Origin of the sequence: Flavobacterium arsenatis (assembly GCF_031456785.1) — a bacterium.
GTDB lineage: Bacteria > Bacteroidota > Bacteroidia > Flavobacteriales > Flavobacteriaceae > Flavobacterium > Flavobacterium arsenatis.
Window position 1 is genome coordinate 144,557 of the sequence record NZ_JAVDVI010000006.1, and the last position, 21,430, is coordinate 165,986.

General features: G+C 37.7%; 15 protein-coding genes. 6 read left to right on the forward strand and 9 right to left on the reverse strand.

Features of this window, described 5'->3' with window-relative positions; all coding sequences use genetic code 11:
• The first annotated feature begins 14 nt into the window (after positions 1 to 14).
• Positions 15 to 3,746 carry a metallophosphoesterase gene (locus J2X31_RS08435; RefSeq protein WP_310025967.1) on the forward strand — a complete coding sequence of 1,244 codons (3,732 nt, stop codon included), beginning with the start codon at positions 15 to 17 and terminating at the stop codon, positions 3,744 to 3,746.
• A gap of 99 nt (positions 3,747 to 3,845) precedes the next feature.
• Here J2X31_RS08435 and J2X31_RS08440 read toward each other — a convergent pair whose 3' ends face one another.
• From J2X31_RS08440 to J2X31_RS08460, 5 genes are all read right to left on the reverse strand, one after another.
• Positions 3,846 to 4,733 carry a YjiK family protein gene (locus J2X31_RS08440; protein ID WP_310025968.1) on the reverse strand — a complete coding sequence of 296 codons (888 nt, stop codon included), beginning with the start codon at positions 4,731 to 4,733 and terminating at the stop codon, positions 3,846 to 3,848.
• A gap of 80 nt (positions 4,734 to 4,813) precedes the next feature.
• Positions 4,814 to 5,866 carry a phytase gene (locus tag J2X31_RS08445; RefSeq protein ID WP_310025970.1) on the reverse strand — a complete coding sequence of 351 codons (1,053 nt, stop codon included), beginning with the start codon at positions 5,864 to 5,866 and terminating at the stop codon, positions 4,814 to 4,816.
• Positions 5,866 to 6,846, reverse strand: a complete 981-nt coding sequence (locus tag J2X31_RS08450) for a metallophosphoesterase (protein WP_310025971.1) — start codon at positions 6,844 to 6,846, stop codon at positions 5,866 to 5,868. Before J2X31_RS08450 ends, J2X31_RS08445 begins: the two co-directional genes overlap by 1 nt.
• Before the next feature lie 76 nt (positions 6,847 to 6,922).
• Positions 6,923 to 9,739: a TonB-dependent receptor gene (locus J2X31_RS08455; protein ID WP_310025972.1), complete on the reverse strand. Its 2,817-nt coding sequence runs from the start codon at positions 9,737 to 9,739 to the stop codon at positions 6,923 to 6,925.
• Positions 9,740 to 9,953: 214 nt separating this feature from the next.
• The gene (locus tag J2X31_RS08460; protein ID WP_310025974.1) at positions 9,954 to 10,547 is read right to left on the reverse strand and encodes a T9SS type A sorting domain-containing protein; all 594 of its coding nucleotides are present in this window, start codon (positions 10,545 to 10,547) and stop codon (positions 9,954 to 9,956) included.
• Between the two features lie 183 nt (positions 10,548 to 10,730).
• On the opposite strand from J2X31_RS08460, the gene J2X31_RS08465 reads away from it, so the two are divergent.
• The gene (locus J2X31_RS08465) at positions 10,731 to 11,603 is read left to right on the forward strand and encodes an AraC family transcriptional regulator (RefSeq protein ID WP_310025975.1); all 873 of its coding nucleotides are present in this window, start codon (positions 10,731 to 10,733) and stop codon (positions 11,601 to 11,603) included.
• A 28-nt stretch (positions 11,604 to 11,631) separates the two neighbouring features.
• Here the strand turns inward: J2X31_RS08465 and J2X31_RS08470 are convergent, their stop codons facing one another.
• The 3 genes from J2X31_RS08470 to J2X31_RS08480 all read right to left on the reverse strand — a co-directional run bounded on the left by J2X31_RS08470 (position 11,632) and on the right by J2X31_RS08480 (position 14,023).
• Positions 11,632 to 12,207, reverse strand: a complete 576-nt coding sequence (locus J2X31_RS08470; RefSeq protein ID WP_310025976.1) for a 2'-5' RNA ligase family protein — start codon at positions 12,205 to 12,207, stop codon at positions 11,632 to 11,634.
• Between the two features lie 92 nt (positions 12,208 to 12,299).
• Entirely contained in the window at positions 12,300 to 13,004 is a 705-nt protein-coding gene (locus J2X31_RS08475; RefSeq protein WP_310025978.1) for a LytR/AlgR family response regulator transcription factor, read from the reverse strand.
• Positions 13,004 to 14,023 carry a sensor histidine kinase gene (locus J2X31_RS08480; RefSeq protein WP_310025980.1) on the reverse strand — a complete coding sequence of 340 codons (1,020 nt, stop codon included), beginning with the start codon at positions 14,021 to 14,023 and terminating at the stop codon, positions 13,004 to 13,006. The genes J2X31_RS08475 and J2X31_RS08480 overlap by 1 nt, the downstream gene beginning before the upstream one ends.
• Before the next feature lie 166 nt (positions 14,024 to 14,189).
• Here J2X31_RS08480 and J2X31_RS08485 point away from each other — a divergent pair, with 166 nt between their 5' ends.
• The 4 genes from J2X31_RS08485 (at position 14,190) to J2X31_RS08500 (ending at position 21,042) form a co-directional block, all read left to right on the forward strand.
• Complete coding sequence (locus J2X31_RS08485) at positions 14,190 to 15,575, forward strand: TolC family protein (protein WP_310025982.1); 1,386 nt, start codon at positions 14,190 to 14,192, stop codon at positions 15,573 to 15,575.
• A 12-nt stretch (positions 15,576 to 15,587) separates the two neighbouring features.
• Complete coding sequence (locus tag J2X31_RS08490; RefSeq protein WP_310025985.1) at positions 15,588 to 18,869, forward strand: efflux RND transporter permease subunit; 3,282 nt, start codon at positions 15,588 to 15,590, stop codon at positions 18,867 to 18,869.
• On the forward strand, positions 18,859 to 19,938 hold the full coding sequence (locus tag J2X31_RS08495; RefSeq protein ID WP_310025987.1) for an efflux RND transporter periplasmic adaptor subunit: 1,080 nt from the start codon (positions 18,859 to 18,861) through the stop codon (positions 19,936 to 19,938). Before J2X31_RS08490 ends, J2X31_RS08495 begins: the two co-directional genes overlap by 11 nt.
• A 123-nt stretch (positions 19,939 to 20,061) precedes the next feature.
• A complete protein-coding gene (locus J2X31_RS08500) occupies positions 20,062 to 21,042 on the forward strand; it encodes a sugar phosphate isomerase/epimerase family protein (RefSeq protein ID WP_310025988.1) in 981 nt (326 codons plus the stop codon).
• Positions 21,043 to 21,110: 68 nt separating this feature from the next.
• Here J2X31_RS08500 and J2X31_RS08505 read toward each other — a convergent pair whose 3' ends face one another.
• Positions 21,111 to 21,356: a hypothetical protein gene (locus J2X31_RS08505; RefSeq protein WP_310025991.1), complete on the reverse strand. Its 246-nt coding sequence runs from the start codon at positions 21,354 to 21,356 to the stop codon at positions 21,111 to 21,113.
• Between the last annotated feature and the right edge of the window lie 74 nt (positions 21,357 to 21,430).

Consider the following 21,430-nt stretch of genomic DNA (forward strand, 5'->3'; position numbering starts at 1 on the left):
TATACAGCCAAAATATGAAATTATTTTCTCTAAATAATAGATTTCGTCATAATATTAGCGTCGCTATTCTAAACGTCTCTGTGGTGTTTCTATTGTATTCGTGTGCTGTTAAAAAACCACAATATGGAAAGTCAACAACTGCTTTTGAAAAAGATTCAATAACCCAAACAACTGTAAAACATACGTTCTTTTTAGTTGGCGATGCGGGAAATGCTGATGAGGAAAATGCCAAAAACACACTTGCCTCTTTAAAAAAACGATTGAATCGGGCGAATGAAAACAGCACGCTTCTTTTTCTGGGTGATAATATTTATCCGTATGGAATGCCCAAAAAGAACGACAGCGAAAGAAAATCTGCCGAAGAAAAGCTCGATAATCAATTGGCTTTAAGCCAAAACTTTAAAGGCAAAACCATTTTTATTCCAGGGAACCACGACTGGTACAACAATGGAGTAGAAGGATTGAAGCGTCAGGAAGATTATGTAAATGAAAAACTGAAGCAAAAGAAATCCTTCCTGCCCAAAGATGGTTGTGCGATTGATGACATTTCCATAAACGATAATTTGGCTTTGATCGTCATCGATTCGCAATGGTATCTTGAAAAATGGGACAATCATCCCACCATCAACGACAATTGCAACATCAAAACTAGAGAAGATTTTTTTACAGAATTGGAAGATGTTTTAAACAAAAACCAGAAGAAAACCACCATCATCGCCATACATCATCCATTGATGAGCAACGGAACTCATGGCGGACAATTTTCGCTCGAAAAGCAATTATTTCCATTAGAGTCAAAAGTTCCTTTGCCTGTTATTGGATCTTTAATCAATTTGCTCCGAAAAACAACCGGTGTAAGTCCACAAGACATTCAAAATAAGGAATACACAAAACTTGTAAAACGCATTAAGGCCTTGATTCAAGACAAGGATAATGTGGTGGTAGTTTCCGGTCACGACCATAATTTGCAGTATGTTGAGAAGGATAATGTGAAGCAAATCATCAGTGGTTCAGGCTCAAAGGTAGAAGCGGCAAGAGCCATCAACCCGAAGGATTTTTCATATGGAGGAAATGGTTATTCCATTTTGGAAGTAACCGATAAAGGTGTTGCCAACGTTTCTTTTTATGGAATGGTGGACAAGAAAGAGAAACTGCTTTTCCGTCATCAATTGATTGCCGATAAGATTGAAATTCCTAAGAAAAACTATAAAAATTCCTTTTCAAAATACATCCGTTCATCGGTTTATGATTCAACCATGACTTCCAAGAGCAAATTTCATACGTTTCTTTTCGGAAAGCACTATCGCGAATATTTCAGTAAACCGGTGAGGGTTAGGAATGTCAATCTCGACACGCTTTATGGCGGTTTGAAACCTATAAAAGCAGGAGGTGGTCATCAATCAAAATCCTTGAGATTGGAAGACAAATCTGGAAGGGAATATGTAATGAGGGCCTTGAAAAAAAGTGCTACACGCTTTTTGCAATCCGTCGCTTTCAAGGATCAATATGTTGAAAAGGAGTTTCGCGACACCTATGCCGAAGATTTTCTACTAGATTTTTATACCTCTTCACATCCTTACACGCCTTTCGTAGTGGGAGATTTGGCAGAAGCGGTTGGTGTTTATCATTCAAATCCAAAATTATTTTTTGTTCCAAAGCAGAATGCGTTGCTTGATTTTAATGAAGATTTTGGCGATGAATTGTATATGATAGAAGAACGTCCGGCTGATGGTTTTGAAAAATTGGCGAGTTTTGGAAAACCAGATAAAATAGTCAGCACCGATGATGTTTTGAAGAATCTTACCAAGGATGAAAAATATGCAGTGGATGAAAAAGCCTATATTCGAGCCCGTTTGTTTGATATGCTCATTGGCGACTGGGACCGTCATTATGACCAATGGAGATGGGGTGAATATAAGATTGACGGCAAGGTAATTTACCGTCCGATTCCGAGAGACCGTGACCAAGCTTTTCCAAAATATGGTGGAGCGTTGTTATCTCTTTTGATGAAAATGCCAGCTTTGCGACACATGCAGAGTTTCCGTGGCGATATTAGAAATGTAAAATGGTTGAACATGGAAGCTTATCCGTTAGATCTTCGTTTCTTGAGAACTTCGGATGAAAGCGTTTGGAAAGAACAAGCCGAATTTATCCAAAAGGAACTTACCGATGCCAAAATTGAAAAGGCTTTTGATAATCTGCCGAAAGAAGTTCAGGATGAAACCATTGAAAGAATCAAGAATTATTTGAAGCAAAGAAGGGAAAAACTTCCTGAATTTGGAAGCGATTATTATAAGGTTTTGCAGAAAACCGCTTTGGTTGTTGGAACCGATAAAAAAGATAAATTCGTGATTACAAGACTTCCCAACCGTGAAACCGAAGTAAAAGTCATTCGAATGAAAAAGGACGGCGAAGAATTTCAATATTCCCGCATCTACAACAAAAAAGAAACCAAGGAATTGTGGTTTTATGGTTTGGATGATGATGATATTTTTGAGGTAAATGGGAAAGAAAATGGCAATATTACTTTAAGATTATTAGGTGGATTGAATCACGATTCCTATGTTGTAGAAAATGGCAACAAGGTAGAAGTCTATGATTTTAAATCAAAGGAAAATACTTTTGACCTCGATGGAAAGACCAGGAAAAATCTTCACGATAGCTACGAACTCAATCGTTATGATTATAAAAAACCAAAATACAACATCATTGCTGGTTTCCCGAATGCAGGTTTCAATCCAGATGATGGTGTGAAACTGGGGGTTTCCCTAACTTATACAGTAAATGCGTTTAAGAGAAATCCTTTTTCCCAGAAGCATAACATCCGAGCCAATTATTACTTTGCAACAAGCGGTTATGAACTTATATACAAAGGGATTTTTCCGAATATTATCAATGATTGGTCCATAGAAATGGATGCAAGTGTTACAAGTCCGAATTTTAGCTCGACCTTTTTTGGATATGGAAATGAAACCGTTAATAACGATGATGATTTGGGAATGAATTTCAACCGTGTGAAAATCCAATCCATAAAAGCTTCGCCATCCATCAATTGGAAAGGCGACTATGGAGCTTATTTTTCGGCGAAAGCCACTTTTGAATCCTTTGAAGTCGAAAGAACTGAAGGACGTTTTATCGACAGTCCTGGATTGGTTAATCCTGCTGTTTTCACTACCCAGAATTTTGCTGGAGCAGAAGTTCGATACGGTTATGAAAACTATGACAATCCGTCCAATCCAACCTTGGGGATGAAATTTTATGTCGAAGGAGGATACCGTGTCAACCTTGAAGACTCCAACAGGCAGGTTCCTCACGCAGAAATGGCGTTGGGTTTCAGTCATAAAATCACAAAAGGAGGGAAGCTTGTCATAGGAACTTTGGCCAAGACCAGAATGCTTTTTAGCAATGATTATGAGTTTTATCAGATGGCAACCATTGGAGGCGATTTCGATTTGAGGGCTTTCCGTTTTCAGCGTTTTTCAGGGAAGCAATCGTTTTTTCAAACTTCGGATATCCGATATGAAATGGGGAAATTCAAGAACGGAATTGTTCCTATAAAATACGGTTTCCTTGCAGGATTCGATTATGGAAGGGTTTGGCTTCAGGACGATTTTTCAACTAAATGGCACAATTCCTATGGAGCTGGACTTTGGCTCAATGGCGTTAATGTGATTACTGGAAAAATTGCCCTTTTCCATTCTGAAGATGGCGTTAGGATTTCGGCTGGGATAGGATTTGGGTTTTAAACACAGATTCCACAGATTTCCACAGATTTTTTTTGAAGAATAAACACGAATTGCACTAATTTTCAAGAATTGATTGGTGGAAATTAGTGTAATTCGTGTCTATCTTTTTAGTTTCAATTGATACAATTTTCCACCCGTTAAATGGTCTTTTTCATCTGTGATGTAAAGCTTATCATTACCAACGAAACAAATCCCTTCTTTTTGGGTGAAGCTTTTCAAATCAATCTGTTCTACTTTTCCCGAAAGGAAATTATTGGAAGTGAAATCAGTGAAAATCCAAACTTTATCGGCACTTAACAACGCGATTTTTTTTCCGTCGGGACTTATATCGGCACTTGTAACAGCACAATGGTTGAAATTGTCGCAGGTTTTAAACGATGAAATTAATTTTGCAGGATGGTTTCCGGATTTATTCGGAACTTGGTATAATAATGTTGTTCCGTCAAATTTTGAACTTCGGTTTTTGGTGAACAAATAAAAATTATCTTCAAAAAGAAAAAACGATTCCACATCATAAAAACGTTCAGATTTTTTAGGAGGAAACAAAGTTTGTTGAGGATAATAGAAGGAAATCTTTTCGGCAAATGAAGCTTCTTTTTTGGTTAAATCGGAAGCATTTATTTTGTAGATAGTCAAATCTTTCCGATCGTTATCGTTGTTTCCAAAATCACCGATGTAGAGATTTCCGTCTTTATCGGACGTCAAATCTTCCCAATCGTTGTTTTGTGCATTCTTAATTTCAAGCGTATTTACTAATTCGCCTTTTATATTCAAGGCAAAAAGTTGAGGTTCGTTGCCACTGTCTTCCAAGGTCCAAATCAAATCGGATTTTTCGGTTACTTCAACGGCGGAAGATTCTTTGATTTTTTTTGGCATTGAAAACAGTTCCTCGATCACTTCGGAAGAGGAATTTGCACAAGATATAAATACGGCACTTGCCAGGAATATTTTTATGGATTTTGAGAACATATCTTTTTTTTTTTGCATAAAAGTAATCATAAAAACAAAAAGGAGATACTCTTTGATTCGAGTATCTCCTACAATATGATTTAAAAAAATCTTAATACTTATTTCTTCTTGTCAATCAATTCCTGAATCTGGTTCCAATCATAAAAATGAAACGTCATTCCGTTACTCATGGCCACAAACATTCCGTTTGGATATTTCGGACCAAGGTTGATATTGGTAACATCAGCACCATCACATTCAACAGTTGAAGTTGGAATTACAGCCAAAAGCGGATATTCATTCGGATTTCCGTTTGCACCTTCTCTTGGATAGACATTAAATGTATTGTCTTGCTGGTTTGAAACTAAAATATAACCCGTTGTTGCGGTTTTTTTGTAGATCGCAATTCCTTCATTATCTTCCTTAAAATCCTTCTGACCGAAAAAAGCAAGTTCGTTGTTGTTTTTTGCATCCGGATCGGCTACATATTTTCGCATTCCCGATTGTTCATCAGAATAGTAGATATAACCAAGTTCATTATCAACGGCAATGGCTTCGATTTCTTTTTTTCCACTGTATTTTCCAAATTTTCTGATTATTTCGGCTTTTACATTTCCAGAACCGCCGTCACTCAATTTGTATTGCCATAAATAAGTATCAGTCGGTCCTGATTTTCTTCCAACGATTGCAAAAATCGACTTGTCGCTTGGTCGTGTGTATAACGAAACTCCCATTGGGTCACGTTCAACTTCGCCTTCAAAAACGGGAATTCCGCCATTGTCAATTGGTTTCATATCAGGCAAACTGAAAATACGTATGCGGTTCATTTCGCGTTCGGTTGTAACGGCTATATCAGTTTTTTTACCGTTTAAAATCAAACCATAAGCGACGTCAACATTATTCGGACGTTTGATTCCCAAAACCTTGTTGACGATTTTCCCTTCCAAATTATAAACATACAAACCACCTTCGGTATCCTTATCGGTCCCGATAATCAAACTCTTTGAAGCATCAGTTGGATGAATCCAAATTGCAGGGTCGTCTGTATCGTGAGGAGCCGGTTCGGTAATGGCGATTGGCTTTAGAGCGTTTGGTTTTACAGGAGCCAGCTTGTCGCTACATGAAATACTTAAAGCCCCGATTGTTGTTATTGCAATTAAAAAATTTCTCATTATTTATTGATTTCTGTTGTATAAATTATTTTCCCTTTTTCGTTTACGGCTTGCACCTGCAGTTTTTTAGCATTGATCGAAAACGTCATAAAACCTGGTTCAGAAGCCGAAAACAACGTTCCTTCTCGGTATCCTGTTGGCCTGATTTCGCAAGCCGAACCTGAAAGGAATTGGGTTGTGTATCTTCCTTTAGGTTTGATGACTTGCAAATCGTGTTCGTGGCCACACAAATAAGCATCTACTTTATATTGGTCGAATATTCCGGCAAATTTCTTCTCAAATCCTTTTGTGTCAGGATTATCCTTGCGTTTTCCTCCAGAATATAACGGATGATGTCCCCCAACTATTTTCCATTTGATGGATTTATCAGATGTGTTCAAGGTTTCAATCAGCCATTTTTTCTGTGCAATTGTATCTTGGGCAATGATGTTTTCATACATAAAAGTTCCTTTTTTATGATAGCTGTCGATAAACGGATTGGTATCCATAACAACCAGCAAAACCTTATTTCCATCTTTTAATTCGAAAGTTTCCGAATAATATTTGGCTGGCATTTTCCATCTTCGGCTGATTTTTGAATAATCAATCTGAGCCTGGATATTTCCTTTGTAATCGTGGTTTCCCAAAGCCACATACCAATTTTCATACAAACTGTGGTTGGTGTAGATGTTTTCGAAAGAAGAAATCCACTGATGATCCGTTGTGCTTTGAACGCCGTTTGGATAGAAATTATCACCAACAGAAATCGTAAAATCAGAACCGATTGTCATTGATGCTTTTCCCATTTGTTCGGCAACTTCTTTTTGAAAATATTGTCCATTTCTTCCAAAATCTCCCATCACGATAAAATTAAGACTTTCGTCCAATATTTTCAATTCTGGAATAAAACCGCCTTTGTAGCCTGATTTTTCTTCTGAAAGATAGTCTTGGGCAAAGGTATTTCCGAAGACAAATAATAAAATGTAAATTATATTTTTCATACTTATATTTTACTCAAAAAACGCCGACAGGAAATGAATCCCGTCAAGCGTTATTTTTTATTTTAGGTTAAAAGGATTAAAAATCGAATTTCACACCGAAATTATACCTTGCCTGATAGAATTCCAATTGCTTAGTTCTTGAAGAAATTCCTTGGTAATAACGCAAAGGCTGATTGCTCAAGTTGTTTCCTTCAACAAACAAACGCAAGTTTTTAGTGATTTTGTAGGAAGCGTTTGCATCTACAAAAAATTGCTTGTCATAATACGAATCTTCAAATGCTTCCGAACCCAATTCATCCAAATAATCAGAGGTGAAGTTGGTAGAAATTCTAGCAGAGAAACGTTTGTTTTCCCAGAATAACGAACCATTGAAAGTATGTGGAGCGGTTTTTGGCAAGCTCACATCAGCTCTTGGATTTCCATCTTCATCCGAAATTCCGAATGCTTTTGATTCTGTGAAGGTATAATTAACATAGATACCAAAATTTTTCAAGAATTTCCCAGGAAGGAAATCCAATTGTCTTTGCAAGGCAACTTCAAATCCGTAAACGTCAACTTTGTCACCGTTTCTCGATTGTGTGAAAGTCCAGTTTTCTCCTGCAGGAATTGGGTTGGCTTGATTTGGAAAATCATTTGCAAATTCATCAGTTGTATAAGCTGGATCGCTGTAAGTATAAATAAAATCGTTCAATCTTTTGTAGAAAATACCACCAGAAAGCAAACCTACCGATTTGAAATAATTTTCTACCATAAAATCAGCATTGTAGGCCAAAGTTGCATCAAGGTTTGGATTTCCAGCAAAAATTTCAGAGTCGGAAGCGATGTTGTTTACAAAAGGAGCCAAAGCATAATAATCAGGTCGGGCCAAAGCGGTTGTCAAAGCAGCACGAAGTACCAAACTTTCCGAAGCATCATATTTAAAGGAAACGCTTGGAAGAACGTTTGTATAAGAATTTGTTGTTGTGATCTGACCTTCTAATTCTTCTTCATCCAAAACCCTGTTTCCTGTATAATCAATTTGAGTGTTTTCGATTCGGAAACCGGCAATCATCGATAGTTTTGTAGATAAATCTTGATCCCATCTCACATAACCTGCAAAGATGTTTTCTTTTGCCTTATAATTTTCTGCCAAGAATTCCGATGGATCAATTTCTCTTTCAAAAAGTCCGTCGTTGTTTAAATTCAAACCTCCTAAAAAGTTGGCTGAAGCAAAAACTCCAGGAACGTATTTTACGCCAGGATTAAAATTCTCACTTCCAAAAAAGCTAGTCGGAACATCGGCCAAGGTTTCAAATCCATCGATTGGCTCATAGGCATAAAACACATTGTTTCTTTCCTTGTCTTTCAATCTAACTCTCAAACCGGTTCTAATTCTACCTTTTTGATCAGGCATTATTGAGAATGGAAAACGGATGTTGATTTTTGCTCCAAATTCACTCTCCTTGGTTTCATCAGTATTTTGAGAAAGATTCGATAGTTCAAGACCTGCAGGATCTTCTCCAATAGCAGTGATAAAAGGATATTTTGTATCGGATAAATCTTCTAACATACTCAAACCTTCCTGTTCAAATTCCAAATAACGCTCTTCCGGACGGTATTCTCTTGCTGTTGCATAATTCATCGACCAATCCAAATCCAATTTCGGAGTCAAAAGATGTTCTCCTCTCAACGAATAGTTTTGAACTCTTTGGTCTTCAAGACGTCTATTTTTGTTTTTATTATTGTCAACTCCACCTTTTGTTTCTTTTACAAGTGTTCCTTCATAGCCAATAATTCGGTCATTGGCATCATATTGAGCTTCGATATCGGTATAAGAAGTCTTGAAACGGTTTTCACGGTCGTCTCTCCAGTTGTAGATAGCACTTGCAAAAATGGTGTTGTTGCTGTTGAATTTATAATCGAAAGCCAAGGATGCACTTCTACGGATTCTTTGCACATCATATTTTCTGATGTCTGATTCTTCGACATATACATTTCCAAAATCGTCCTTTACCCAAGCTGCCTCGATGTTATCCGAACCAAAATCATTGTTGTTGTACGATCCACTCACAACTACTCCGAATTTGTTATCCAAAAAGCGGTTTCCATAAACAAATCCACCTGTGTAAAGTGCTTTTTCACGGATTGGATTATAACCCCCGGATAATGTAGCCGAAATCCTTTCACCATTTGGAGTGGCTCTTGTAATCAAGTTTACCGAACCTCCAATTGCATCCGCATCCATGTCTGGAGTCAGGGTTTTGTTCACTTCAATTGTAGAAATCATATCCGATGGAATAAGGTCCATTTGCACATTTCTGTTATCGCCTTCGGCAGATGGAATCCTGTCGCCATTGATGGTAACGGAGTTCAAAGTAGGAGCCAAACCTCTAACAATGATGTTTCTTGCTTCACCTTGATCGTTCTGCATTGTGATTCCCGGAACCCTTTTCAAGGCATCTCCAATATTTGAATCTGGAAAACGACCCACTTGATCCGAAGAAATCACGTTGGTAATGTTTCTATTGTTTTTCTGTTGATTCAAGGCTTTTGTCTGACCTTTCATTCTATCGCCAATAACCACAACCTCACTTAAATTTTCTGAACCTGAAGAAAGTTTGAAATTGATTACGGCTGTTTTCCCTTCTTCAACCGAAATTTCCTGTGTTTGGGTTTGATATCCGATATAAAGAACCTCTACCGTGTAGTTTCCAGCAGGAACGTTCAGAAATTCGAAATCTCCAATCTGATCGGAAACGGTGTATTTGTTTCCAACATTCAACTTGATTGTGGCACCTGGAAGCGAGAAGTTCCCGTCTAAATCGGTAATTTTTCCAGAGATAACTCCGTTTTTTTGAGCAAATCCAGTAAAGCCGATTGCCAAAAAAGTAACTACTAAAAGTAAATTTTTCATCATTAATGTTTGTGTTGTTTTAATGATGCGAAAGTAGAAAGGCGGTATGATGCGAATGTTAAGACCTCATTAGGAAATGATATTCATTACGGATTTTTGTGTTAAGTAATTTGGTTTTTTTTTGAAGGAATGTAAAATATAAAACAAAAAAAAACAGCCCAAAAGAGGACTGTTTTCTTGATAAATAAGTACTAACCAATAATAACTATTTATTTTATCGTGATACTATGCTTTCGCTAAAAGACTTGTTTCCGTAATCCATTACAAAAGTATATTCTTCTCCAGCGAAATTGCTGATGTCAAATTTTTTCTTAACAGAATCTTTGTCTTTCAAGGTTTCAGAATACACTTCGTTGTGGTTGCGGTCAAAAACTTTGATTGCAACCGTAGTGTTTTTTGTATTTGGAATCGTCAACGTTACCATACCTTTTTTAGAAGTCAAAACCGGTTTGTAGGTTTCAGAAACGGCCTTGCTAGAAAGTACGGCATCCTTATCTGAAACTGTAATTTCATATCGTGCAATTTTTGAAGCTGTTTCTACTTCCAGAAAATAAGTTCCTGCAAGAAGCTCATCCAAATTATAGGTTCTGTTGATGCCATTTTTGTTTGAAGAAGTTTCAGAGTAAAGTATTCTTTCTTGAGGATCAAGAATTGAGATTTCAGTTTTTGTATCTTCATTCAATGTAAAACGGATGGTTTTTCCTTGCTCTTTTTTTACATGAAGATAAAAATCTCCGTTTCCAGCTTGTGCTCCAACGGCAGTCAAAACTACTGCCAATACCAATGTCAATTTTAAGATCGTTTTCATAATTGTAGTTTTTAAATTTATACTATTTCTATGAAGCTAAATTACTGCAGTATCTTAATCTTCAACAGGATATAATTTTCAAATTTATGTGCTATATTATCTCCAACGAAAACGTTTTAGGTTAAAATTGGTAATAACGAACACAATTGAGGTAATTTTGTAATCATTTTAAAACCCCAAAAAATGAAAATCCACAAACCCACTTACGAATTGGTGGAACCTTCTTTTGGAAGTTCGTTCTCCTATTTAAGGTTTGATGAAAATGCAAACAACAAATCGCATGTGTGGCATTTTCATCCCGAAATTGAACTCGTTTATGTGAACGGAGGAAGCGGAAAACGCCAAATCGGAAGCCATATTTCCTATTTTACCGATGGCGATTTGATTCTGATTGGAAGTAATTTGCCCCATTGCGGTTTGACCAACGAGGAAACCGGAAACAAGAATGAAACGGTCCTGCAGATGAAAGCCGATTTTCTGGGAAACAATTTTTTCAATCTTCCTGAAATGAAAAATATCGGAAAACTTTTTAACGAAGCAAAAGCCGGAATTGCCTTTGAAGGCGAAGCGAAAAAGCGAATTGGAGCCAAGATTGAAGCTATGGAAAATCAATCGCCTTTTGAAAGGTTATTGACAATCTTGGATGTTTTGAACGATATGGAAACTTCAACTGAATTCAAGATATTGAATGCTGGAGGCTTTTTTATGGAGACACAGGTTCAGGACAATAACCGCATTAATATTGTCTTTAATTATGTGAAGGATCATTTTCAGGAACAGCTCACTTTGGAGGAAGTTGCCGAAATTGTGAGCATGACCGTTCCATCGTTTTGCAGGTATTTCAAAAAGACCACTAACAAGACCTTTACGAAGTTTGTCAACGAATATAGGTTGGTGCATGCCTTGAAATTATTGGCGGAAAAACCCATCAGCATCACGGATATTTGCTATGAAAGCGGTTTCAATAATTTCAGTTATTTCAACAAAACCTTTAAGGAATTTACAGGAAAAAGTGCTTCTCAATACCGGAAGGAATTCAAATTGGTAATTGATTAAATGTGTATTTTAAGCAATTGAAAATTAATTAAGCTTCACTATTTTTCAATAAAATTTCTTCAACCAACTTATAGGAGTTGGTTTTTTTATTGAATTTTAAAACCGTAATCCTGTCGCAAACCCATTCGCATTGATGGTTGAAACTACTAAGGTCGTTTTGGATTTTTTCAAAGTCGGCAATTGGAAGGTTTTTCTCAATTGTGAGATGTGGTGTAAACTCTTTTTTTATTTTCAATTCAGTTCTAAAGGCTTCATACAATTTCTGGATTGGTTTTGGGTTCTCAATTTTCAGATAGACCGTTTTCTTTTTTGTTCCGTTTGAAAAAATATCCACACCATTAATCAAAACAGGGAAGCTATTTGCATCTGAAATTACTTTTTTCAACCGCTCTAACAAATGATTGTCTTGTTCCCAAGCCGAATTAAAAAGCGTGATATGTGCTTTGAACCTGCCCTTTTCCTTACTTGCTATTATCTTATGAAGCTTGTCGTTTATTTTTTTTATTTCGTTATGAATTTCAATCGGTGCCGAAATTACAACGAGATAATCCTTTAATTCGGGTGGAGGAAAGAGAAGTATTTGTCCTTTTTTAGAGATGTTCATCGGTAGTTTATATGAAAGTCTAAAGGTAAAAAAGTTGTGGGTTTTGGAAGTGTTTTGTGGAGAAATAAATAGAAAAAAACGTGTATCGAAGCTTATTTATTCTTTAAAACCTCCAATAATTCCCTTCTGTAGGTGATCCCGATGGGCAAATTCACTTTGTTGATCACAACAAAATCCTTCTCAATTGCTTCAATTTTATCCAAGGCAACGATATAGGATTTGTGGATTCGCATAAACAAACTGTCTGGTAAATTACTCTGAATTTCATTGGTTGTGGTCGAAGCCAAATAGGTTCGGTTTTTGGTGAACAACTTCACATAGTTTCCGAAACTTTGTGCATAAAGTAAGTTTTTCAACTCAATATCCATAAAAAAACCGTCCACCTTGACACTGATTTTTGCAATTGATTCCGTAGCCGTTTTTACTTCAGGAGTGGCATCCAACGAAAAAAATCTATCAATGGCTTTCAAGAATCTCGGGAAATAAATGGGTTTCAATAAATAATCAATCACACCATAATCATAGCTTTCCAAAGCAAATTCAGAATAGGCTGTTGTCAAGATAGTTTTGGGAGCCGACGGAATGATTTTCAACAATTCCAATCCCGTAATTTCAGGCATATCAATATCCAAAAACATCAAATCAACTTTGTTTTCACGTAAAAAAGTCATCGCTTCAATGCCATTATAAAATTGATTTACCAATTCGAGTTGGGGATTTTTCTGAATGTAATTCACCAACACATAATGTGCAGCCGGTTCGTCATCCACAATGATGCATTTTTTTGGAGTAGTCATCAGTTCAGTTCGATTTCAAGGTTCACACTAAAACTTTTTTCAGTTTCGATAATCTCCAATTTGTGCTTTTCAGCATAGATGATTCCCAATCTTTCCTTGGTATTTTTCAAACCAATTTTGGTAGAAACAACTGCTTTTTTCTTTTTCGGAATAGAATTGACAATATTCATAAAAAGACGATTTTCCTTCACTTCGATTTTGATGTTCACATGACAATTTTCAATCGTGCAAGCTCCGTGTTTAAAGGCATTTTCAATAAAAGTAATCAGCAGCATTGGTGCAATTTTATAATTTTGACTTTCGTCGAAATCATACGAGTATTGAATATCACATCGGTAACCAACACGTTCTTTTTCCAACTGGATATAGCTCGAAAGAAAGGCAATCTCATCTTCAATCGAAACCAATTCCTTTGAACTGTTTTCCACCTGATACCGCATCAGTTGCGAAACCTGCATGATCATATCCGGAGTTCGTTCGGGATATTGAAGGCTGATGCCATACAAGGTATTGAAGGTGTTAAAAAGAAAATGCGGATTCAATTGTCCTTTCAAGGCATTCAGCTGGATTTCATTAAACAAAAGCGTCTTGTTGGTTTTTCGTTTCTGTTCCCGATAATGCTCCAAAATCTGAATCGAACCTAAAATACAAACCAATGTTCCCGCCAAAGTCCCCAACTGAAAATGATAGGTTTTTTGGTTGGCCGATTTATACAGGAAACAATTCTTATAAAGAATCTCGGTAGAAACTTCATAGAGGATTACAGAAAAAACAAGCAAGGCCAAAACTGTCAGGATCAGATATAAAACCGGTCGGTGTTCCTTCAGTAAAAAAGGCAGGATGAAAAACCGATTGACTTGGGCATGAGCATATAAAATAAAAAAATAAACCAAACCAAAAAAGAAGCCTTTCAAGCTCAAAATCAGGATCCAGTCATTCAACGTAAAAAGCACAAAAGAGAAAACAAGGATGAAAATTTCCTGCAACCATTTGTTTTCCAAAACATATTTAAATTTCATTTTCAACATTTAAAGGACTACAAAGTAAGCATTTATAATTGTATTTCATCGGGCATTAATGACCAATTCAATTCGTCATTTTACCATTTTGGTTCATCATTTATAATCCCTATATAAAAAATAGGCACTCTAAATTCGCACTTTAATATCCCAAGAATTTATCCGTATGACCTTAAAAAAGTTTTTTATTTTTATGAATCTGATGCTGTTCCTGAACGGTTTCTCACAAACGCTTTCGCTGAAAGAAGCCGTAGAAACTGGAATTTCAAACTACGGAACCATCAAGGCAAAAACCAAGTATGCCGAAGCTTCGCAAGAAACCGTGAAGCAAGCCAAACGCGATTATTTGCCCAACCTGAACCTTTCGGCCCAGCAAGATTACGGAACCGTAAACGGACAAAACGGACCACTTTATGGTTTTGGAGGTCTTGGTGTCGCTTCTTCCGGATTGCCACTTCCTGATCAAAATTGGAATACCGCTTTTGGAGCCTTGTATTTGGTAAATGTCAATTGGGAATTCTTCACATTCGGAAGAATCAAGGAGCGAATCAATGTTTCCAAAGCCGATGCCGCTCGTTTTGAAAAAGACCTGCAACAGGAGAAATTCCAACAGAAAATCAAAATCGCTGGCGCTTATCTGAATCTTCTTGCAAGTCAGAGATTAGCCATTTCTCAACAGAAAAATCTAGAAAGAGCCGAAGTTTTTCAAAGATTGGCTGCAGTGAGAGTCAAGAATGGTTTATTGGCTGGAGTAGATTCTACATTGGCTTCCGCCGAAGTTTCCCGGGCAAAAATTTCCCTGAACCAGATAAAAGACCAAGTCAAGGAACAAAACAACAAGCTCGTTGCCTTGATGGGAGTTGAGGTTAAAGATTTTGCCTTGGATACCACTTTCGTAAAGCAAGTTCCAAATGCAATTTTTGGATTGGAACAGGCAAATGATAGCCTGAATCCGGTACTTCAATTCTATAAAAGCCGTGTCGATTTCAGCAAACAACAAGTAAAAGCATTCAGGAAAGAAAATTATCCTAGTTTCAGTTTTTTCGGCATATACCAAACACGTGCTTCAGGATTTAATTCAGATTATGCCGTTGATCAAAGTTCATTTACCCAAAATTATCTGGACGGAATAAGTCCGAGCCGTCAAAATTATTTGTTAGGGGTTGGCGTTACCTGGAACCTGACTTCCATAGCCAGAACCAGCAAAAAAGTAAGTGCCCAAAAGCTAGTTTCCGAAGGTTTGGAAGAAGAATATAAAGTGATCGACCAACAGTTGAAAACCCAGTCGGATGCCGCCGATGCGAAAATTAAATTCGCCATGGACAATTTTGCGGAAGCACCCAAACAAGTTGACGCTGCAAAGCAAGCCTACCTGCAAAAAACAACCTTGTACAAAAACGGTTTGACGAATTTAATTGATGTTACCCAAGCGTTCTACACCTTGAACCGTGCCGAAATTGACCGTGATATTATTTACACTAATGTTTGGCAATCGCTTTTGATGAAAGCCGCTGCAACGGGCGATTTCGATCTATTTATTAATGAATTTTAATTGTAAAGCCTAATGAATTTAATACGTTTCGCACTTCGCAAGCCCATCTCGATTCTCGTTCTCGTGGCCGGACTTTTCTTCTTCGGAATTGGAGCCGTGAGAACCATCAAGGTGGATATCTTGCCCAAAATGAACCTTCCGGTGTTATACTTGGCTCATCCTTTTGGAGGTTACACGCCTAACCAGATGGAGTCGTATTTTGCCAAAAACTATGTCAATGTGATGCTTTTTGCCAATGGTGTAAAATCCATTGAAACCAAGAACATCCAAGGGTTGACTTTGATGAAAGTGACCTATTACGAAGATACGAATATGGCCCAGGCTGCAGCCGAATTGAGTGCTCTTTCCAACAGGATTCAAGCGGCATTTCCTCCTGGTTCACAACCTCCGTTTGTCATCCGTTTTGATGCTTCATCGCTTCCGGTTGGTCAGTTGGTTTTGAGTAGTAAGACCAAGACAAATAACGAGTTACAGGATTTGGCTAACGTCTATGTCCGAGCTTCCTTTACTTCAATTCCAGGTTTGTTGGCACCACCACCTTTCGGCGGAAGCCCAAGAACAATTGAAATTAATGTTGATCCAGATGCACTTCGTTCGCATAATCTGACACCCGATCAAATCGTAGAAGCATTGCGGCTTAACAACCAAACGGCTCCTTCTGGAAATGTCAGAATTGGCGATAAAAATTACATCACACCAACCAACAACACCATCAAGGAAATAAAAGATTTTGAGAAAATCCCATTGTTCAAAGGCGGTGTCCAAAATTTATATTTGGGAGATGTGGCAACCGTAAAAGATGGTGCCGATATTACAGCCGGTTATGCCTTGATCAACGGAAAACGGTCGGTTTATGTGAGTATTGCAAAAGCAGGAGATGCTTCAACTTGGGAAGTGGTGCAGAATTTAAAATCGCAATTGCCTAAAATCCAAAGTACGTTACCCGAAGATGTACAGCTTTCGTATGAGTTCGATCAATCGGTTTATGTAATCAATTCCGTAAAAAGTTTGATTACCGAAGGTGTCATTGGAGCGGTTTTAACAGGATTGATGGTATTGCTATTTTTAGGAGATAGGAAGGCGGCTCTGATTGTAATCCTCACGATTCCAATATCAATTATTTCAGGAGTTTTGTTCCTGAAATTATTCGGACAAACCATCAACTTGATGTCGTTAAGTGGACTTGCTTTGGCAATCGGAATTTTGGTAGATGAAAGTACCGTTACCATTGAAAATATCCACCAGCATTTGGACATGGGAAAACCAAAAGCACTCGCCATTTGGGATGCCTGTAAGGAAATTGCCTTGCCAAAACTGTTGATCTTACTTTGTATTCTCGCCGTTTTTGCCCCAGCTTTCACGATGACAGGAATTCCCGGAGCTTTATTTTTACCTCTTGCTTTGGCGATTGGTTTCTCGATGATCATTTCGTTTTTGCTTTCGCAGACTTTTGTTCCGATTATGGCAAACTGGCTGATGAAAGACCACGCAAAAATCCACCACGAACATACAATTTCAGATGATGAAGCCGAATTTAATGCTTCGGGATTAACGCCAGAATCAGAAGAAGATATGTATAATCAAAGAAAAGTCTTGATTCGAGAAGATTTAGATAACGATGGAAAAATCGGCAAGTTCGAGAAATTCCGTATCCGTTTTATGAAACTTATCGACAGGCTTTTTGTATTCAGAAAACCAGTCACCTTGATTTATTTGTTTGGAATTACGGCTTTGGCAATCCTATTGTTGAATGCAATCGGTCAGGATGTTTTCCCGAAAGTCAATTCAAGCCAATTCCAAATGCGACTTCGAGCTCCTGATGGAACCCGGATTGAAAGAACGGAAGACAAGGCTTTATTGGCTTTGAAGGAATTAGAAAAGATGGTAGGAAAGGAGCATATCGATATTTCGTCGGTTTATGTCGGCCAGCATCCAAGTTTGTTTTCGGTTTCACCAATTTATCTTTTCACAGCTGGTCCTCACGAAGCGGTTTTCCAAATCGGATTAAAGGATTACCATGCCGATATGGAAGTCTTCAAAGATGATTTCCGAAAAAGATTGGCAAAGATTCTACCTGATGTGAAAGTTTCCTTCGAACCAATTGAGCTGACGGATAAAGTGTTAAGCCAAGGTTCGCCAACGCCAATCGAAATCAGGATTGCAGGAAAAAATAAAAAACTGAACGAAGAATACGCCAATAAAATCATCGCCAAACTGAATAAGATTGATTATTTTAGGGATGTTCAAATCGGTCAACCTATAAAATATCCTTCCTTGGAAATCAATATAGATAGGACTCGTGCTGCACAATTGGGGGTTGATATGAATGATATTTCACGTTCATTGATTGCGTCAACTTCTTCTTCAAGATATACCGAAAAAAATACTTGGATTGATGAAAAGGCTGGACTTTCGTATAATGTTCAGGTGCAAGTGCCGTTGGACAAGATGAATTCCCATAATGACCTTGGTGAAATTCCTTTGCTGAAGAATACTTCTCGTCCGGTTTTGAGTGATGTGGCTACGATTACATCATCTTACACTTATGGCGAAAACGACAATGTTGGTGCAATGCCCTATATTTCGGTGACGGCAAACATCGACCATACCGATTTGGGAACAGCTGCAAAAGCGGTTAAAAATACGATTTCAGATTTAGGAGAATTGCCAAGAGGATTATTCGTAGAACCTATCGGATTGTCGAAGGTTTTGGAGGAAACCATGGGAAGCCTTCAAACAGGATTACTGGTTGCTGTTGTGGTTATTTTCCTGATGCTTTCGGCCAATTTCCAATCGTTCAAAATTTCTCTGGTTATTTTAACGACCGTTCCGGCAGTAGTTTTAGGAGCTTTATTGTTGTTGTTACTCACGGGTTCAACCTTGAATCTGCAATCCTATATGGGAATCATCATGTCAGTCGGAGTGTCCATTGCCAATGCTGTTTTGTTGGTCACCAATGCCGAACAATTACGAAAAGTCAATGGAAATGCGATGCAATCGGCTCGTGAAGCGGCATCGTTGCGATTACGTCCAATCATCATGACCAGTATCGCGATGATTGCTGGAATGCTGCCAATGGCCATCGGTCACGGCGAAGGTGGCGATCAAGTTTCGCCTTTAGGAAGAGCCGTAATCGGAGGATTGTTATTCTCCACTTTTACAGTATTGATTATCCTGCCGATGATTTTCGCTTGGGTATTAGGAAAAACTTCTACCCAGTCGGTTTCATTGGATCCGGAAGACGAAGAAAGCAAACATTACATCTCATCATTATCTCATAAAAATGAAAAATAATAGTATAAAAGTAGCCGTTCTAGCCATGTTATTTTTGGCTAGTTGTGCCGAAAAGAAAGAAGAAACAGCGGCAGTTGAAGAAGCTCCAGTAATCGAAACATTCGTTGCCCAAAAAGAAAAATTGTCAACTGAATTGAGAATGCCTGCCGAATTGGTTGGGTTCCAGCAAGTAGATATTTATGCAAAAGTCAGCAGTTTTGTAAAGGAGCTAAAAGTGGATATCGGTTCGGAAGTCAAGAAAGGGCAACTCTTGATGATTTTGGAAGCTCCAGAAACCAGTTCACAATTGGCTGCAGCCGAATCACGATTGCATTCGCAGGAAGCGGTTTACATGACCAGTAACAACACCTATAAAAGATTCTTGGAAACCAGCAAGGTCGAAGGAACCATTTCTAAAAACGACTTGGAACTTGCCGAAGGACGAAAGAATTCTGATTATGCACAGCTTCAGGCTGCAAAAGCGTCGTATCGGGAAGTACAGAATATCATCAGCTATCTTCAAATCCGTGCTCCGTTTGATGGTGTAGTTGCCGCTCGAAATGTAAATCTTGGAGCTTATGTTGGTCCTGCCGGAAAAGGTTCGGATTTGCCTTTGGTGACGATTCAACAGCAAGATAAACTACGACTTTCAGTATTTGTTCCTGAAGCCTACACTGGTTATTTAAGCAATGGAGATGAATTGAGTTTTACTGTAAAATCTGTGATGGGACAAAATTTCAAAGCAAAGATTGCTAGAAAATCGGGAGCTTTGGACAGCCGACTTCGTTCCGAAAGAATAGAAATGGATGTCATCAATACAAATAAAAAATTATTACCCGGAATGGTAGCCGAAGTCATTTTGCCATTGAACGCAAAAGACAGCACTTTCGTTGTACCAAAATCAGCTGTAGTTTCCTCAAGCGAAGGTATTTTTGTTTTGAAAATAAAAGACCATAAAACCCTTCGAACGAAAGTTCAAAAAGGACGGGAATTTGAGAATAGGGTAGAAGTCTTTGGGGACATTCAACCGAATGAAAGGTTGGTAAAGATTGCTTCCGAAGAAATAAAGGATGGGACTGAGGTGAAGTAACTAAAAGGCTTTTTGTAAATTATTGCAGAAAGCCTTTTTGCTTTATATTTTAAATCAAAAAAGAGTCATATGTTAAAGATTAAAATTATAATTTAGGGGCTTTATTTCCCTCAACCAAACGATATGAACAGACGTCACTTTATCAAAAATACAGGACAATTTGGTCTTGCACTATCTTTATTACATCCAATGGCAGAATACCTTACAGAACAAGATTTTATGAATTCCTCTGATTTCAAACCTTTTTTCAAATTGTCGCTTGCACAATGGTCGTTGCATAAAGCCATAAACGAAACCAAGACGCTCTCGCCTTTAGATTTTGCAAAAACAGCAAAGGGACTTGGTTTTCAAGGAATTGAATACGTGGCCCAACTTTATGAAATAGATAAAAAAAATGAACTGGCAAGTGTGAAAAAACTTGTGAAGGAGCTTAAATTAAGAAGCAATGACAACGGAATCGAAAATGTCATCATAATGGTCGATAACGAAGGAGATTTGGCTTCGATGGAACAAAAGGACCGAGATTTGGCAGTTCACAATCATACCAAATGGATAGATGCTGCCGTCGAATTAAATTGTCCGACGATTCGTGTAAACCTTTTCGGCACCGAATCTGAAAAGGATTTTAAAGTTTGGAAGGAAACCTCAATGGATTCATTATCAAAACTTAGCGAATATGCCGCAAAAAGCAAAATCAATGTTGCAATAGAAAACCACGGCGGACTTTCATCGGATGCTGGAAAGCTAATGGAAGTGGTGAAGGCCGTTAATAATCCTTATTGTGGCACGTTACCCGATTTTGGAAATTTCTGTATCAAGAGGGAAAATGGAGAACGTTGGGGCTCGCCTTGTATTGAAGAATATGATAAATATCTGGGTATTGCTGAAATGATGCCCTTTGCAAAAGGAGTGAGTGCCAAATCCTATGATTTTGATGACAACGGAAATGAAACTACAATTGATTACTACAAGATGCTGAAAATTGTGAAAGATGCCAAATTTGACGGTTTTATAGGAGTTGAGTATGAAGGAAATAATCTTGGCGAAATAGAAGGTATCTTGGCCACAAAAAAGTTATTGCTAAAAGTGGCGGCTTCAATTTAATTAGGGATATATAAGAAAATAAAAAAAGAGCAACTTCAAAAATTGCTCTTTTTTCATAATCAAAATGATTAAACAGTTCCAGGACCTGTATTCGTTCGAGGTTGATTTTTAGATGCAGGTTCATTCTTATGCATCTTGTACTTTCGGTTTCCATGTTGCTCTTGAAAACGTCTTTCAGTTCTGTTTTCCTCGGTTCGATCTTCGCCAGTAACAGTTTTGTTGATTCCTGTCAAATCCTCTCTGGTAATGACTTCTTTCTCGTTTCCTTCAGCTTGAACATCCCGTCCATCTGGTTTTTTTTCGTTTGTGCTCATAATATTTAGTATTTGTGTTAGTCCTAAAATTACGAAAATCACATTTCCGATAAAACCTTTTTAGGGAAACATTA